The 16,777-nt window shown below is 47.5% G+C and carries 10 protein-coding genes; 9 read left to right on the top strand and 1 reads right to left on the bottom strand.

The genetic code is table 11. From position 1 onward, the window contains the following. Window position 1: 1 nt before the first annotated feature. Entirely contained in the window at window positions 2-2,677 is a 2,676-nt protein-coding gene (locus SNR34_RS17495; protein ID WP_486179770.1) for a LamG-like jellyroll fold domain-containing protein, read from the top strand. A 37-nt stretch (window positions 2,678-2,714) separates the two neighbouring features. Beyond that, on the top strand, window positions 2,715-5,021 hold the full coding sequence (locus SNR34_RS17490) for a beta-L-arabinofuranosidase domain-containing protein (RefSeq protein WP_486179769.1): 2,307 nt from the start codon (window positions 2,715-2,717) through the stop codon (window positions 5,019-5,021). Window positions 5,022-5,226: 205 nt separating this feature from the next. Here the strand turns inward: SNR34_RS17490 and SNR34_RS17485 are convergent, their stop codons facing one another. After that, window positions 5,227-7,221, bottom strand: coding sequence for an S-layer homology domain-containing protein (locus SNR34_RS17485; protein WP_486179768.1), 1,995 nt, complete (start codon window positions 7,219-7,221; stop codon window positions 5,227-5,229). Between the two features lie 510 nt (window positions 7,222-7,731). Between SNR34_RS17485 and SNR34_RS17480 the strand changes: the two genes are divergently transcribed. From SNR34_RS17480 to SNR34_RS17450, 7 genes are all read left to right on the top strand, one after another. Beyond that, on the top strand, window positions 7,732-10,053 hold the full coding sequence (locus SNR34_RS17480; protein WP_486179767.1) for an ABC transporter permease: 2,322 nt from the start codon (window positions 7,732-7,734) through the stop codon (window positions 10,051-10,053). A 12-nt stretch (window positions 10,054-10,065) separates the two neighbouring features. Continuing rightward, the gene (locus SNR34_RS17475; protein WP_486179766.1) at window positions 10,066-10,833 is read left to right on the top strand and encodes an ABC transporter ATP-binding protein; all 768 of its coding nucleotides are present in this window, start codon (window positions 10,066-10,068) and stop codon (window positions 10,831-10,833) included. A gap of 60 nt (window positions 10,834-10,893) precedes the next feature. Continuing rightward, a complete protein-coding gene (locus tag SNR34_RS17470; protein WP_339272463.1) occupies window positions 10,894-11,529 on the top strand; it encodes a TetR/AcrR family transcriptional regulator in 636 nt (211 codons plus the stop codon). A 20-nt stretch (window positions 11,530-11,549) separates the two neighbouring features. Then, window positions 11,550-11,741, top strand: a complete 192-nt coding sequence (locus tag SNR34_RS17465; RefSeq protein ID WP_486179765.1) for a hypothetical protein — start codon at window positions 11,550-11,552, stop codon at window positions 11,739-11,741. 1,002 nt (window positions 11,742-12,743) lie between these two features. After that, window positions 12,744-13,922 (top strand): family 43 glycosylhydrolase, encoded by a 1,179-nt coding sequence (locus SNR34_RS17460; protein ID WP_486179764.1) that lies wholly within the window; start codon window positions 12,744-12,746, stop codon window positions 13,920-13,922. A gap of 477 nt (window positions 13,923-14,399) precedes the next feature. Then, complete coding sequence (locus tag SNR34_RS17455) at window positions 14,400-15,764, top strand: cytochrome ubiquinol oxidase subunit I (RefSeq protein WP_486179763.1); 1,365 nt, start codon at window positions 14,400-14,402, stop codon at window positions 15,762-15,764. Then, window positions 15,761-16,777 carry a cytochrome d ubiquinol oxidase subunit II gene (locus SNR34_RS17450; RefSeq protein ID WP_339272456.1) on the top strand — a complete coding sequence of 339 codons (1,017 nt, stop codon included), beginning with the start codon at window positions 15,761-15,763 and terminating at the stop codon, window positions 16,775-16,777. Before SNR34_RS17455 ends, SNR34_RS17450 begins: the two co-directional genes overlap by 4 nt.

Here is a 16,777-nt window from a genome sequence, read left to right as displayed (position 1 = left end):
TATGAAAAGGTGGTTATCCATGGCGCTGAGCTTTTCGCTGCTGTTTTCCTTATGTGCATTCCCGGCTGCGGCCGAGTCGGTAAAGGCGGAATCCATCGGCGGAGAAGCGAAGATCATTGACATTTTCGGAAGAACACTCAACGATTACGGCGTTGAGCTGGTAGACTGGCAGGGATACATCGCCAACCCTTATGTGAAACTCAACGTAGTTCCGCCGGAAGACGCCGCCTATCCGTTGACGATCGATATTAAAGCCAAAGGCACTTCCCGCCTGATGATAGACCGTCCGAGCACGCTGAGCGCAACCGGGGCGGCAAAGACGTTAACGTTCCAAAATGCCGGCGAAAGCAAGCCCTTTCTGCTCGAAATCCATCCCGACCGAATCGGAGGCAATGGGGAGATCGAACATTACACGCTGGAGCTCGCGGTCACGGATGCCAATGGCATAGTCCGAAAACAAACCACCCCGATTCGCGTATGGGACCAGGATGATGCCAGAGAGCCGAGCCTGCCGCTGAAATTTGATTACAGATACGATACGATCCAGCCCTATTTCAGCGATCCCGCGATCCGAGAGGCCAGCGAACAGGCGATCAAGGATTGGTTCTACTTCTTTGATATGGAGCCCTTCGATACCGTCCCGGCGAATTCGGAAGTCACCCGGCTGCCAAAGGATAACTTTGACGGTCATGACTCCGTGACCAATGATGAGCCTTACAACGGGATGTGGATCTATCTGAGAGGGCTCAACGGCCCTTATTCGACCGGCGGAGCGTCCGACAACGGGAAATATCATAAACGCAACGGCGTGACGGTCCCTGACCGAATTCACCGGTCGCTTCTCACCATTTTGGACTTTTACGATACCGCAACGCCGTTTACCTCGCTGGATGATGAGCAGTGGTACCTGACGGAGATGTCCGACACATCTACGGACGTGTACGGACTCATCATGCACGAATTCGGGCATGCGCTTGCGTTTTCCCATAGTTGGAGAGGCATGGCTGCTTATAAGCGCAGCGGAGGAACGGCGGATAATATCGTTGCCTACCAAGGGGTCCCGGTCCCGCTGGATGACACCTATCATATTCCCGGGGAACCGCAATACTGGGACCGGATCAGCGGCCAGAACGGCGGCCGTACTCATCTCTTTCACAACAAGCGCTGGATGCTGACCAAACTGACGCTGTTGATTGCGGAAAAAGCAGGCTGGAAATTGAATCGTTCCCTGACGCCTTTTCTTAGCCCTTCCATCCAAAACGTCCCGGTTCCCAATGCAAAGCCAGGACAGCAATATGAACTGAAGCTGCAGGCCGAAGGCGGAGTTCCTTTCTATGATTGGAATATCACAGGGGGATCGCTGCCGGAGGGGCTGACGCTGGACCGCTTCACAGGTACGATCGCCGGAAAAGTATCCGGCAAAGCCAAGGGCAGCTACACATTTACGGTACAGCTTCGGGATTATGACGAAAAGAGCGCCCCGGTGCAAAAGGAATTCACGTTAAACGTCGGTCAGGGAGAGCTGGCAGGGAATTACTTGTTTGATGAAGAAGAGGCCGGGGATTCCGGTATCGCCCTTGATTATTCCGGTGCTGGCCATGATGCCGCCGTTTACCATGCTTCGCGCACGGACGGCGCAAGAGGCGGAGGGTTGGGCCTGAACGGCTCGTCAAGCTACATGAAGCTACCGGATACGATGCTGAAAGGAACCCGGGACTTTACATTCTCCGCCTGGGTAAACGTTAACGGGGGTCCGAGTCCGGACGGTGCATCCTCTGACAATTCGGATATCAACACAGCCAGCGCGCGCATTTTCGAATTTGTTTCAGCCGCAGGCACGTCGGCGGACCTAACCATCGAAGCCGGCGGAACGTTACGTTTCACAGCACCGGGCCCGCAAGGGACAGGAGCCGTGAGCGTTGCCGGCAGCGGATTGACATCCGGACAATGGCATCATGCGGCGGTCACCCTATCCGGAAACACGGCAGTTCTGTACCTGGATGGGGTAGAACAGGCCAGGACCTCGGAAGTGAATCCAGGACGTATTCGTTCCCTGCTGAACGGAGTGAACAAATATATCGGAAAGTCCGGGACGGACGGACATTATTTTGCCGGCAGCCTCGATGAAATCAAGCTCTATTCGCGTGCGCTGGTTGGGGAAGAGATCGCCGCTCTAGCCGCGGATAAACCATCGCCGCCGGTTGTTGAACCGCCGGATCCCGCAAATCCGAACGTGGCGATCGAAGGAACCGTCTCAGCCTCCTACGTCTCGCCTTGGGAAAGCCTGGCGGGGCTGAATGACGAATACGAGCCGACAAGCTCGGCGGACAGGGGGCATCCGGTCTACGGAAACTGGGATACCCGCGGGAGCGAGCAATGGGTGCAGTATGACTTCGATCGACCGTTCACCCTCTCCTCAAGCGAGGTTTACTGGTTTGACGATAATGATGGGATCGATCTGCCGGCATCGTTTTACATCCAGTATTGGACGGGAACCGATTGGGTGGAGGTGCCTGATCCTTCTGCATATGGCGTGCTTCCGGATCAGTATAACGTGACCTCCTTCGATCCGGTGACGACGACGAAAATCCGCCTTACCATGAAGGCCAAGGAAACGACATCCACAGGCATTCAACAGTGGAAGGTGATCGGAACGTCCGTCCCATCTCCAGGTTAACGGTCGGACGTACCACAAGCGAATAGGGGGGCATGATATGGGTTCGGTTAAAGAGGAGGAACGCATCGTAATCCAGGATATGGAGGCGCTGTATTTGGGCAATCTGGCCACGGTGGAATTTGATCTCCGCTTGCCCCGAGAAGGGAAATACGGTTCAAAAATCAGCTGGACATCTGGGGACTCTCGTTTTCTCCGAGACGACGGCACGGTAAACCGGCCGAAATATGGCATTGGCACACGCACGGTTCCGCTGCGGGCAACGTTTCGATACGGCGGCTGCAGCAAGGAAAAAGTCTACAACGTGACCATTTTGGAGGAAGAGAATCGAATTCGCGTGTCTCGGATTTATCCGATACGCCTGAAAGCGGATATGGGGAAACCATTTTATTTGCCGGCGGTGGCCGTGGTCGAAACGGCCGAGGGGGAGATCATTTCCCATGCCGTGGATTGGGAACCGGGAGAGGAATGTACGATGGATGAGCCCGGTCCCGTCATGGTTAAAGGTGTCCTTAAAGACACGGCCATTCCGGTAAGCGCCGAGGTTTGGGCGGCAGCCGGGCAGGATCGGGAAACGATGGACACAACTCCTGCCGTGCATGGCTTTCCCGCTGTCGCGGTGGCGCTGAAGGAAGGAACCGCCTTTAAAGCGGCTCAGGACAGGAGCCTTGCCTTCTTGAAAAAGGTCAATGACGATCAGATGCTGTATAATTTCCGAGCCGCTGCCGGACTGGATACGCGCGATGCTCCGGAAATGACCGGTTGGGATTCGCCAGGGTGCTTGCTGAGGGGACATACGACCGGACATTATCTGTCTGCGCTGGCGTTGTGCTACGCAGCTTCGGGAGATGAGGACATCAAGCGGAAGGCGGAGTATATGATCGCTTCGCTGGAAGAGTGCCAGCATGCTTTTGCAGGTCAGCCCGGATTTGATGCCGGCTTCCTCAGCGGTTACTCCGAGGAGCAGTTTGACCTGTTGGAGAAGTTTACCCGGTATCCGGAAATATGGGCTCCTTACTATACCCTGCACAAAATTTTTGCCGGATTGCTCGATTGTTATCGCCTTTTGGGAATCCATACGGCGCTGAAGATCGCCGATCAGCTTGGCGATTGGGTATACCGCCGTTTGAACCGGCTTCCAAACCGCGTGCTCAAAACGATGTGGGGCATGTACATCGCCGGCGAATTCGGCGGGATGAACGAATCGCTTGCCGAGCTGTACTCCATCACGCGCAAGTCTGAACATCTGGCGGCGGCGAACCTGTTTGACAACGACCGCTTGTTCGTTCCGCTGCGCGCGGGTATAGATGCCCTCGGCGGCCTCCACGCCAACCAGCATATCCCCCAGGTGATCGGCGCCCTGAAAATATTCCAGGCAACCGGGGAGAAGGCGTATTACGACATGTCCCGCTTTTTTTGGCAGGCCGTCACGGGTGCGCATATCTATTCGATTGGCGGCACGGGAGAAGGCGAAATGTTCCGGCAGCCAGGCAAAATTGGAGATTTTCTCAGCGAAAAAACCGCAGAAACCTGCGCCTCGTACAATATGCTGAAACTGACGAAGGAATTGTTTGCGTATCATCCGGCAGCGGAATATATGGATTATTACGAGCGTACGATGTTTAATCACATTTTGGCCTCATGCGATCATCAGCCGACGGGAGGCAGCACGTATTTCATGCCGCTGGCACCCGGCGGGACAAAGTCTTTTGACGTGACGGGGAATACTTGCTGCCATGGCACGGGCTTGGAGAATCATTTTAAATATGCGGAAGCTATTTATCATTACGATGAATCTGCGCTGTATGTGAACCTGCTGGTTCCTTCAACCCTCCATTGGCGGGAACGGCAGATGAAGCTGACGCTGGACGTGGAGCCGCATGATCCCGGAAAAGCGGCGCTGCGGATGGAGGGAACGGGGGAATTTGCATTGATGATTCGCCGTCCATACTGGGCCGGACCGGAATGCCGCATGGAGATCAACGGCAAGCCTGCCGACATGGCCGATGACCCTACAGGATATATCTGCATCAGTCGGGATTGGCAGGATGGAGACGAGATCAAGCTCTTTTTCGACTGCAGGCTCCGCCTGGAAACGGCGCCGGATCGGGAAGAACTGGCATCTCTTGCGTATGGACCGTACATTTTGGCTGCGCTCTCTGATGCAAATGACTATTTGCAGCTTCAATTGCACGAAGATGATCTGATGAAAAGTTTCACCAAGGAAACAGGGCCGCATGGGTTTGCTTTCCGCTATACCTTGGACAATTTGTTGTTCATTCCGCTGGCGAGTGTGTTTCACGAACGATATCACGTCTATATTGAACGGAACCCGATGGGATCATAGGGTGGAAATGCAAGCGCACACTTTTGCAGTGTGCGTTTTTTCGTAAGACAAGAACAGGGGAGTTCATTATTTCTTTGGACATTACACTAAAATAATCGGTAGCAGTAGGAACGGGCTAAAGGTAAGCAGCATCTTAAAGTTCCATAACAAAAAAGAGCCACCTCTATGATCGTTCATACGACCCAAAGAGGTGGCTAACAGGATTTTAATATTCAAAAATTGGTTCTGAAACGAATGTAATGTATTGGTCTGGAGCTGGAGATTTGCTGGATTCTGTTCCGTCAGCGTCTGCTTTAACAGTTATATTGTAGCTGCCTTGCTCTGGTATATCCTTATTATTCAAATAGAAGGACACCACAGTGTATTTACCGTTTATTCCGGTTATAGTAAGTGTTTTGCCGTCATCACTGATTTGCTGGGGAGTTATCCGAGTGATCAGGGGAACCCCATTAAGAGTTTCGTTACTTATAGAGTATTCATCACCTTCTGCAAACGTAATTCCATCAACAGTTACTTCTAAAGTACCATTGTTGAAATCATCATTAGTTTGGTAATAGAAGTCCAGGTTTACACCGCTATCCCCTGAGTTGAACACTGCTCGTGACTCATAATTTCCAAAAAGAAAAAGGTCGCTGCCAATCGTAGGAGTCTGTACGCCTTTAGTCAAAGTAAATTTAAATGCATTTTCGGCACTCTTTGCAGACTCGTATTGTGTTCCAGGATCCATTGCAGTTATTACAAAGGTATAGTCACCCGGTTCAAGGTATCCGAGATCGCCAGTTAATGAGCCGTCGCTTTGACTTGTTCCCTTGAAATATCCTGATCCCAATTCACCGTCGTCAACAACATTATTTCCATTTTTGTCATCCCATGGGTAGATATACACCCATGCATTTGCACGGCTTACTGCAGATGCCTGCCCGATGATTCGGTCAACCTCATTCGAGTAATTATCAATGACTGAAAATTTGCTTGCGTCCACTGTGAGAGGCGCTTCTTCAGTCGGTGGCTCCATTACGACTTGTTCTAAAACCTTATAACTTGTTACCCCGGTCGTGGTTCCTGTAGCAGCAATCGGTGTTACCTCAACGCTGATATAATGATCAACATCATCTGAAGTAAAAGTGTAGGAACTACTATTGGCATCAGGAATTAATACTTTTTCCCTTCCCTCACTATTCGCTGAGCGATACCAAGCATAATTCACAGATTGTTGTTGGTCATCTTCTGCATCATCATAGCTAAAGCCGATAGTGACCTTTTGACCAACAACCAACTTTTCGGTTTCCTCTTCAAACATAAAACGCAAATCTTTAGCTACAGGAGCCGCATTAATTGGTGATTCTGGATTCGGATTTGGCTCTGGATTTGGAGTTGGTGCGGGAGATGGTGTTGGTGATGGGTCACGATCAGGCACCGATGGAGAAGCTGGCTCAGGAGTTGAGCTTGATACAGGCGTCGATGGTTGTTGCTGTACAGGCTTGACGGGTTCTTTCTCAGGCTCCTGCTCTGGCTTTTGTTCCGGCTCAGGTTTGGTCGTTGCTTCTTCTGCTTGTTCTTGATCTAACTCGGTTTTTTTCGTGAGAAATTTAGAAGTAACCAAAGCTACATCCTGGCGCTTTGCACTTCCTGAAGGATTAAAACTCCCATCTTTGTTTCCTTCCATTAATTTCATTTCGATGGCAACTGCCACATATTCTTTAGCCCAGTCTGAAATAAATGAGGAATCGGAAAATTCAAGTTTTGAACCCTTGCCGGTTGTATCAACGTTTAAAGCATTCACAAAAATGACTGCCATCTGTTCGCGCGTGAGTGGTTCGGTACCAGCAAATTTTCCGTTGCCGACACCTTGAATTAATCCTGCTTTATGTGCTGCTTCAACGGCAGCAAATGCATAGGAGCTTGCTGGTACATCTGAGAAGGTCGATGATTTTGCTGAGGCTATACTTAAATCAAGATTTAATGCTTTGGATAATACGATTGCAAAATCTTGTCTTGTGATGTTGCCGGATGGATTGAATTTTCCATTGCCGGTCCCGTTCATTATCCCTGCGTCTGCCAATTCGATGATGGCGTTTTTGGCATAATTGTTTGGAATATCCGTGAGGGATGATGAAGACGCTGCAATTGGGGATGCTAAAACTCCCAGCAAAAGAGTCGTTGAAAGAATGGATGCTGCAGCCAGTTTACGTGTTTTCATAAATATCCCCTTAATATAGTATAAAAGACTTATATTATATCGGATTCAGCAAGGGAATTTTTAATACTATTTTATTACAAAATTCACTTCAGAATTCCCGGTTTATATACATAAAGATGAAAATGGAAGGTCGCCCATTCTAAAATCAATCCATTGAACTTGCATATACATATATACATCCAAGTGACACATCCAAAAGTAGAGTCCCTGTGGTAAAGAAAGGGTCTGACAATTTACGTTGGGGCATGGATGAATGTATTCATACTTTTTTTGATCTATGACGAATAATGTAAATTCAGGGTCGAAGTACAATTTTTTGAAGATTGATAGAACTATATGGATTTACTTTTTGCATATATGAGAATGAAAATGACAAATATTTCGACAAATTAGAAAAATATGTACTAATTGACAAATGTAAAAGCGATTATATAATGTGGATATCTACACGTCGGGAATGGGGCAGGAATTTGTAGATGAGAGGAGCCATGTTTGTTTATGCTGCTACGAATGCTGAGAAATGATATTTCCAGAAAGAAAGGAATCACGGCTGCGTTGTTTATTTTTGTACTGCTGGCAGCCTTGCTGGTATCTTCGGGGTCACGGATGATTATGGAGCTGACGAGTTCCATTCAATATTTATTCTCTGAATCCAAGACACCACACTTTGTGCAAATGCATGCCGGAGAGCTGGATCAGGCCAAAGTAAACACATGGGCCGAGGATCAACCCATGGTCGCGCAGCATCAGATTGTAGAGATGGTCAATATTGATGGCGCCAATCTGTTTCTCGGAGCAGAATCTGAAAAAAATAGCGTCATGGACATCGATTTTGTTGCTCAGAATCAGGATTTCGACTACTTACTGAATTTGAACAGTGAAATTATACAGGTTAAGGATGGCGAGATTGCTGTCCCCGTATATTACATGCAGCAGAATCAATTAAGCGTGGGGGACCAGATACGAATCGATAATGGACCATTTGAGCGTTCGTATACCATTGTCGATTTTGTCCGGGATGCCCAGATGAACCCGTCAGTTGTACACTCCAAACGTTTCGTGGTGAGCCCGGACAACCTGATGGAACTGAAGCAGGGTGTCGGAGAGATGGAGTATCTCATCGAGTTTCGATTGACCGATCCCGGAAAGACAGGAGAGTTCACACAAGCCTATCAGAACGCCGGACTTCCCAATGCCGGTCCGGTTGTGACTTATGGACTGTTTCAGTTACTGAATGCCATGACTGATGGCGTAATAGCAGCCGTTATTATTTTGGTCAGCCTTGTGCTGATTCTGATCGCCATGCTCTGTATCCGGTTCACGATGCTGGCTACGATCGAAGAGGATTACCGGGAGATCAGTGTCATGAAAGCCATCGGGATCGCAGAGAAAGACATTAAGAAACTGTATCTCATGAAGTATGTATTTATGGCCGGGTTCGCTTCCCTGCTGGGTTACGTTGCATCACTAGGCGTTAACAGACTTTTTGTCTCAAATATTTTGTTGTATATGGGCAAAGCACCTGCAACCCTGCTGCATTTTGCCGTGCCTTTACTGGCTGCCGGATTGATATTTGCCATGGTCGTTCTGTTCTGCCGGACGGTGCTGCGGCGGTTTCGGTCCATCTCTGCCGTGGAGGCGCTTCGGACGGGAAGTCTGGGAGATACACAGATCGTTCGCAATCGTCTCAGTCTGTCCCGCAATCGCTGGTCTTCCGTGCCGATCTTTCTGGGACTGAAAGAAGTCGTACAGCGAATCAAGATGTTCCGTTTGTTATTATTCGTGTTTGTCGTCAGTTCGTTCATCATGATCGTGCCGATTAATTTCCTTAACACTTTGCAGGCACCAAGCTTTATTTCCTATATGGGTGTAGGACAAAGCGATATTCGCATTGACTTGAGGCATACTGATGATGTTGAGCAGCGCTATGAAAATCTGATTTCCCGGATCAAGACCGACCCCGACATCAAAACGTATTCCCCGCTGGTAACAAGCCAGTTCAAAGTTCGGAATGCAGAGGGCAGTTATGATAATCTGAGCGTGGAAACCGGCGACTTCAGCATTTTCCCGTTGTCTTATGTCAGCGGTAATGCGCCAACGACCGAGAACGAAATTGCATTGTCCGATGCGAACAGCAGCGAGCTCGGGCTGAAGACGGGAGAACAGTTAACCTTACTGGTTAATGGCAAAGACCAGGTCATGACGGTCAGCGGTATCTATCAGGACGTAACGAATGGCGGAAAAACGGCAAAAGCTCTGCTGCCATACAACAAGGATAGTGTGCTGTGGTATGTGGTCAGCCTTGATCTGAAAGATCGCAGTCAAATGGCTGCCAAAATTGCCGAATTTGAAACATCCTTCTCTCCAGCAAAAGTGACGGATCTTCAAGGGTATCTGGATCAGACGCTCGGGGGAACCATTCAGCAATTAAAGCTGGTCACCATGCTGGCCTTGGCCATCGGGGTATTCATATCGATACTAATCACCTCGTTGTTTCTTCAAATGTTGGTAGCCAAGGATAATAACGATATTGCTGTGCTAAGAAGTCTCGGTTTTGCCTTGTCCAAGATTAAGCTGAAGTATGTAGTCATGTCACTTATCATATTGACTTTCGGAGTTGCTGTCGGAACAGTACTGTCAAATACGCTCGGACCACTGCTTGTCAGCAGTATTATGTCCACATTTGGCGCTTCCAGTATTGTCTTCGTTATTGACCCGATACAGGCGTATATTCTGTGTCCGTTGTTGCTTGCAGGAACCATCGTACTGACGGCTTGGATCAGCATCCAGTCGATCAAGGAAGCCAGCATATCCAAAATGATCGTGGAATAGGGAGGAACAACGATGACAACGATACTAGAAGCCAAAGACGTGAATAAATCCGTAGCAATCGGTGAGAATGAAGAGTATAGCATTTTGAAAGATATTAATCTCCAATTAAAAAAAGGAGAGTTCGTATCAATTATGGGCCCGTCCGGCTCAGGCAAGTCTACGTTATTGTACAACATCAGCGGCATGGATCAGGTCAGTGCCGGCAGTGTCTACTTTAACGGCAAAAAAATATCCGCATTCCAGGAGAGCGACCTCGCAAGTTTGCGCTTGACCAAGATGGGGTTTATCTTTCAGAACATTCATTTGCTCAAGAATCTGAACTTGCTGGATAACATCGTACTTTCCGCGTATCTTGCCAAGAACAGCAGCAGGGATGCCATTAATGCAAGGGCGCTGTCACTCATGAAAAAGATGGGAATTGACGGGCTGGCTCATCACAACATCACGCAAGCCTCGGGAGGGCAGCTGCAGCGGATTGCCATTTGCCGGGCGCTTATCAATAATCCGGATATTTTGTTTGGAGATGAGCCGACAGGGGCACTGAATTCCAAGTCTACACACGAGATCATGGATATTCTTGGCGACATCAATGCCGCAGGTACTACCATTCTGCTTGTAACGCATGATGTCAGGGTCGCTGCCAGATCAGAACGAGTTCTGTTCATGATGGACGGCAAACTGGTCGCAGATAAACATATCGGCAAATATGCAAGAGAACGTCAGGATCTGAAAAACAGGGAAGGTCATCTGTCACAATGGTTAGCTGAAATGGGGTTCTAATTCAAGAACTTCACGACTAGAATAGACCGACAGTCGGTCGAATGGAACGGAGGACAGAATATGAGATTAATTAAAAATCCGGAAGAACGCAGAAATGAAATACTGGATGCGGCCGAGATTCTGTTCGTGACAAAAGGGTACACCAAAGCGACTGTCATGGATATTCTCCAGGCTTGCAACATTGCCAAGGGCACCTTTTATTATTATTTTCAGTCCAAGGAAGAGGTTATGAATGCCATCGTCATGCGTTTTATTCTGAACGGGGAGGCATCAGCCAAACGTGTAGTATCTGATCCGAACCTGAACGCCCATGACAAAATTTTTCGCATTATTATGGCACAAAATCAGCCTGACGAAAAAAAGCTCGGGCTGATTGAGCAATTGCACCATGTGCAAAATGTGGAAATGCATCAAAAAAGTCTTGTTGAGACGGTTCTCCGATTAAGCCCCATTTTGGCTGAAGTGGTCGAGCAGGGCATTCAGGAAGGAGTGTTTCACACACCTAATCCCAAGGAAGCTATTGAATTTTTGCTGGTATCCTCACAATTTTTACTGGATCAGGGCATTTTTCAATGGGAGGAAGAGGAGCTCCGGAAAAAGGTGGAAGCTTTCGCTCATATCACGGAACGTGTTCTGGGAGCGGAACAAGGAAGCTTCACCTACATCACCCGTTTATATTTCCCACATCAAGCCTAGAAGAGAAAGGAGCAGCATCGATGGAACATACGGTTCAAAAATCCTTTGGCAAGTTTCTGGTTGTATGGTTGGGTCAGCTCATCTCCATGATCGGGATTGGCCTTACGGCCTTCTCACTGGGAGTGTATGCCTTCGAAAAGACGAATACGGCAACAAGTGTTGCCCTCATTACCCTGTTTACATTTCTGCCCAACATCCTGCTCTCGTTATAAGGAAAGAGGCCCATTCGGATGCCATCTAGATCAGCAAGCGAACAAAGGGGAATATTAAACAGAATTTGTTCTGATCGCGTTGACATTCCAACAATCTAGCTTGGGGTGTCTTTTTTGTAAAGGAGAGAACTTTATCGCTGATTCTTTTAGCCTGTATAACAACGGAGGGATGGAAATGAGAATAGCACAACGTATTGGAGTCATATCTTCAACTTGCACCATGATTCTATGGATTATATTAGCTTTATTAAATCCTTACACGCATGAACGTGCTGAGAACGATGTTATAATAAGCACACTATTTTCGCTTTTCGTTCCAGCTTGTGTAGCGTTGTTAGCATCCGTTATCCATAAGCCATCACTTATGTTTATTGCATTTTTGTGGTCGCTTCCTATCAGCCTATATATGACGATGACCCCGAGTATTTTTAAATTGTTTGGAGTTACTTCTTTTATGTACCTCATAGCGGGTATTTTGACAATAAGGTCGCGACTTAAGGGGATTAATTAGGAATAGAGCTCAAGGGACCGAATGCTGGACACCCTTAACAAGATGCTGGAGTATCGTACTCTACTTATGAACGATCCGCAAAAAGCTCAAGAGATGCTAATGACAAGGCATTCAAGCTCATCCGATTAAGATGCTTTAAAATTAGATAGGGAGAGGACGAGGGGCTTACGAGGCATGTTGAGCTGGTACCTTACGACTTACTACTCCCATAAAGAAGATTGAGAACCCCTATTAGGAGAAGTGAACTTTATATTTTGGGAGTAATTGTGTTTAGATTATAACAAATAAAGAATCGTTGGAGCTCATTATAATGAACTTAAATTTGCAAGGTAAAACCTTTAGTTCTGATCTAGACTACTGATGTAGTTTTATTATAGGTTATGTGGAGGATGCTGGATTTCCATGTTCATAAGAGATTGGCATATATCGCTCAAGGGCTTGATAGGTTAACAAGTGATCAAGATCGTTCAACTTTAGGGAGGGACATAACGATGATGAAAATAAAAGACATTCGCGAGCATTCGATCCGTTTGGCCATAGGTGAGCCGCTGCAGCTACCGAGCTTCGTCGAGGCCGAATTGGAGAATGGCATAAATACGACATTGCCGGTGGTGTGGGAAAGCATCCCGCCCGTTCTGCTTGAGCAGTCAGGTACGGTTACCGTTGAAGGAACCGTTAAAGATGACGAGTATCCGAATCCGCTTGTGCTGAATCGCGCCGATCCTTATGTGCTTAAGCATACGGACGGATACTACTATTTTACGGGTTCTGTGCCAGAGTACGATCGCATCGTGCTGCGGAGATCCCGGACCATCAGCGGCCTTTCCGATGCCGAGGAGATGGTCGTCTGGACGAAACACGAAGAGGGGGAGATGGGCAGCCATATTTGGGCACCAGAGCTTCATCATATTGATGGAAAGTGGTATATCTACTTCGCGGCCGGAACGGCAGAAGACAAGTGGGCAATCCGTCCTTATGTCCTAGAATGTGAGGACAACGATCCACTTACGACAAGATGGATTGAAAAGGGGCGAATCAAGCTGCCGGTTGAAAGCTTCTCACTCGATGCCACCACGTTCGAACATCGGGGACAGCGCTATTTGGTTTGGGCTCAGATTGTTGAGGAATCTTGCCTTTATATCGCTCGGATGGATACGCCATGGTCCATTTCGACCGAGCCTGTAAAAATCTCTTCACCGGAATATGATTGGGAGATTCAGCTGCACCGCGTGAACGAAGGGCCGGCAGTTCTGGTCAAGAACGGGCGTGTTTTCATGGCCTACTCGGCCAGCGGGACTGATGATCGTTATTGCATGGGGCTGCTCACGGCGGATGAAACGAGTGATCTGCTTGATCCGTCTTCATGGACCAAATCGAAAGAACCGGTGTTCTCAAGCAGCGAGTCTAATTCTCAATATGGACCGGGGCATAACAGCTTTACGATGTCCGAAGACGGCTCAAAGCTCCTTTTTGTTTACCATGCCCGCCCCTATAAGGAGATTTCGGGAGAGCCCTTGTATGATCCGAACCGACACGCCCGAGTTCAGCAGCTCTTATGGAAGCCGGACGGTACGCCATACTTCGGTGAACCGGGGTGGAAGCTTGATACGGCTGGATACAAAGCAAAATTAAGGATCACGGTGCAAGATGCTGCGAATAGCTTGAATTAATGACAACCCAAAACCTTTCTTCTAGTTATTGTGTGACTAACAATGAATTAGAAGAAAGGTTTCTTTTTTAGGTGAAAACTAAAGTGGTATTATTCAGCATGTTGGTCCAACTGTAATGTTTCTCCATAGGTTAGCTCTATTACGCAATAGCCCAATCGGGTGATTTTTACATTTTTCACGGAGTTGTAAGAAAGAATTGATCCTTCCTTGAACGTTTAGAGGAGAAGGCGTGACCACAATTGCAACGCTAAACGTCAAGTATATAATAAATTTTAAATATCAGGTTTTGTAATACTTGGACCGCACTTTCAACAGTTTCGGGTTACGGCCAAACCTACTATGTGAAAAAAATCTCTTTCTAATCACAAAGCAGCTAAGCATCAATTAGCCCCCGAAGGTCATGAAGTTCAGCATCTAAACCTGATGTTTTGTTTCTTCATTTTAGACAAAAACAAAGTTGGAGGGGAGAAGGTAAAGATGGGGATGGATACGGTACTATGGAGCAAACTGGTGACTGGTATGACGCTAGCATTCCATGTAATTTTCGCAACACTTGGCGTGGGGATCCCTTTAATGATTTCACTGGCCGAGTTAATAGGCATCCGCAAAAAAGATCTGCACTACATACTTATGGCAAAGAGGTGGTCACGAGGGTTCGTTATCTCCGTTGCGGTAGGCGTAGTCACGGGAACAGCAATTTCGCTGCAGCTTTCTTTAGTATGGCCTCATTTTATGAAGCTTGCGGGTAATGTTATTGCGCTTCCATTGTTTATGGAGGTGTTCGCCTTCTTTTTTGAAGCCATTTTCCTAGGGATTTACCTGTACACATGGGATCGGTTTAAAAACCCCATGATGCATTGGCTGCTAACCATTCCGATTGTGGTCGGGGCAGGGATGTCAGCCGTATTTATCACAACGGTAAACGGATTTATGAATCAACCGGGAGGTTTTACGTTTGAAGGAGGACAATTCACAGCCGTTGACCCCGTTCAAGCCATGCTGAGTACGGCAACCTTTTCCAAGGTGTTTCATGTATTAAGTTCGGCCTATTTAACAGGAGCGGCTCTGCTGGCAGGCGTTGCAGCTTTTGCAATGCTTCGAAAAGGAGCTTCTGGATACCACAAAAAAGCCTTAAACCTGATGATGGCAGTGGTTTTGGTGTTCAGTTTAATAAATACATTGGCCGGTGACGTCTCCGCTAAGTTTTTGGCTGAGCATCAACCCGAAAAGCTCGCAGCGGCAGAATGGCATTTTGAAACGGAGAGCGGCGCCGATTTGATATTTTTAGGGTGGCTTAATGTTGAACATGAAATTATAGGAGCACTTCATCTTCCGAAACTTCTAAGTTTCTTGGCTTTTGGAAATTTCAATGCAGAAGTAACGGGTCTGAATGAGTTTCCGATTGACGAACAACCGCCTCTTATCGTTCATTACTTTTTCGATTTGATGGCAGGCATTGGATTTGCATTGCTAGGCATTTCTTTTCTGTATTTTCTCTTCGTATTTTGGAAAAGGCGAAATGAACTCAACAAGTGGCTGCTGAGGTTAGTTGCATTAGGAGCACCGCTTGCTATTTTAGGCGTTGAGTTGGGATGGTTTTACGCAGAACTCGGCAGGCAGCCTTGGATTATTCGAGGATTTATGCGTGTAGAGGAAGCTGCGACGACATCCCCCAGCGTCAGAATCCTTTTTTTCCTTTTCCTTCTTCTATACATCGTGTTGGGGACCGTTAGCGGTCTTGTCCTTCGTCGCATGTTCAAACATAATCCGGCAGAAGTTGAGATGGAGAAATGGATGCAGCATGCAAGCGATAAAACAGCATTGAAGGGTGAGCACGCATGATGAGTTACGAATTGATTGGAATTTCGGTGCTCTGGTTGTTTTTGTACGGATATATCATTATCGCTTCCATTGATTTTGGAGCAGGTTTCTTTGCTTTTTATGCTCGATTAACGAAACAGGATCATGTAACCAATAAGCTGATTTCTCGTTATTTATCGCCCGTTTGGGAAATTACGAATGTATTTTTCGTTTTTTTCTACATTGGCATAATCGGCTTTTTCCCGGAAACCTCCTATTATTATGGATCAGCCATGCTTGTCCCAGGAAGTCTTGCCGTCATTTTGCTCGCGATTCGCGGTTCATTTTATGCATTTGAGAATTATGGTTCAAAAAATAATCTGGTTTATCTGTTTCTGTATGGAGCAACCGGGGTGCTTATTCCTGCCTCACTGTCAGTCGCGTTGACGCTATCCGAAGGCGGATTTATTTTGAAACAAGGAGAGACGGCCTCGTTGGATTACTGGGCGCTCTTTAGCAGTCCATTGTCCTGGAGCATCGTTGGGCTGGCCATTGTTTCTGTTTTATTCATCAGCGCTTCCTTTCTGGCTTTTTACGCTTCGAGGGCTGAAGATCATGGAGCATTGAAATTGATGCGGACCTATGCCCTTTTTTGGAGCACACCTACAATCGTGATCGCATTGACGACATTTATTTTTTTGGGCCAACACAATGAACGGCATTTTCAAAATATGATGGATTTGTGGTGGCTGCTCGCATTTTCTGTGGCCTTCTTTATGATCGCCATGTGGCTGTTATATCGAGGACGTCGTTACGGCTGGGCGTTTATATGCATCATGCTGCAATTCTTCAGCGCTTTTTTTGCTTACGGAATTGGACATTATCCATACATTCTTGACCCATACATCACCATTCAAAGCAGCGTCACCTCCTCATCCATGGGCTTCGCACTGGTGGTCGCGTTTATCGGCGGTATGTGTCTCTTGGTTCCTTCACTGATCTTGGTCTTCAGACTCTTTCTATTTGATGCGGATTATGTGAAAGGAAAGAAATAG

It is taken from the genome of Paenibacillus sp. XP01 (assembly GCF_057364885.1).
This window is presented reverse-complemented; position numbering and strand designations above follow the sequence as displayed.

Excerpts from the sequence above, each read along its gene's own strand:
- SNR34_RS17495 (WP_486179770.1), top strand. The coding sequence starts at position 2 with ATGAAAAGGTGGTTATCCATGGCGCTGAGCTTTTCGCTGCTGTTTTCC.
- SNR34_RS17470 (WP_339272463.1), top strand. The coding sequence starts at position 10,894 with ATGAGATTAATTAAAAATCCGGAAGAACGCAGAAATGAAATACTGGAT.
- SNR34_RS17460 (WP_486179764.1), top strand. The coding sequence starts at position 12,744 with ATGATGAAAATAAAAGACATTCGCGAGCATTCGATCCGTTTGGCCATA.
- SNR34_RS17475 (WP_486179766.1), top strand. The coding sequence starts at position 10,066 with ATGACAACGATACTAGAAGCCAAAGACGTGAATAAATCCGTAGCAATC.
- SNR34_RS17450 (WP_339272456.1), top strand. The coding sequence starts at position 15,761 with ATGATGAGTTACGAATTGATTGGAATTTCGGTGCTCTGGTTGTTTTTG.
- SNR34_RS17465 (WP_486179765.1), top strand. The coding sequence starts at position 11,550 with ATGGAACATACGGTTCAAAAATCCTTTGGCAAGTTTCTGGTTGTATGG.
- SNR34_RS17490 (WP_486179769.1), top strand. The coding sequence starts at position 2,715 with ATGGGTTCGGTTAAAGAGGAGGAACGCATCGTAATCCAGGATATGGAG.
- SNR34_RS17485 (WP_486179768.1), bottom strand. The coding sequence starts at position 7,221 with ATGAAAACACGTAAACTGGCTGCAGCATCCATTCTTTCAACGACTCTT.
- SNR34_RS17455 (WP_486179763.1), top strand. The coding sequence starts at position 14,400 with ATGGGGATGGATACGGTACTATGGAGCAAACTGGTGACTGGTATGACG.
- SNR34_RS17480 (WP_486179767.1), top strand. The coding sequence starts at position 7,732 with ATGCTGAGAAATGATATTTCCAGAAAGAAAGGAATCACGGCTGCGTTG.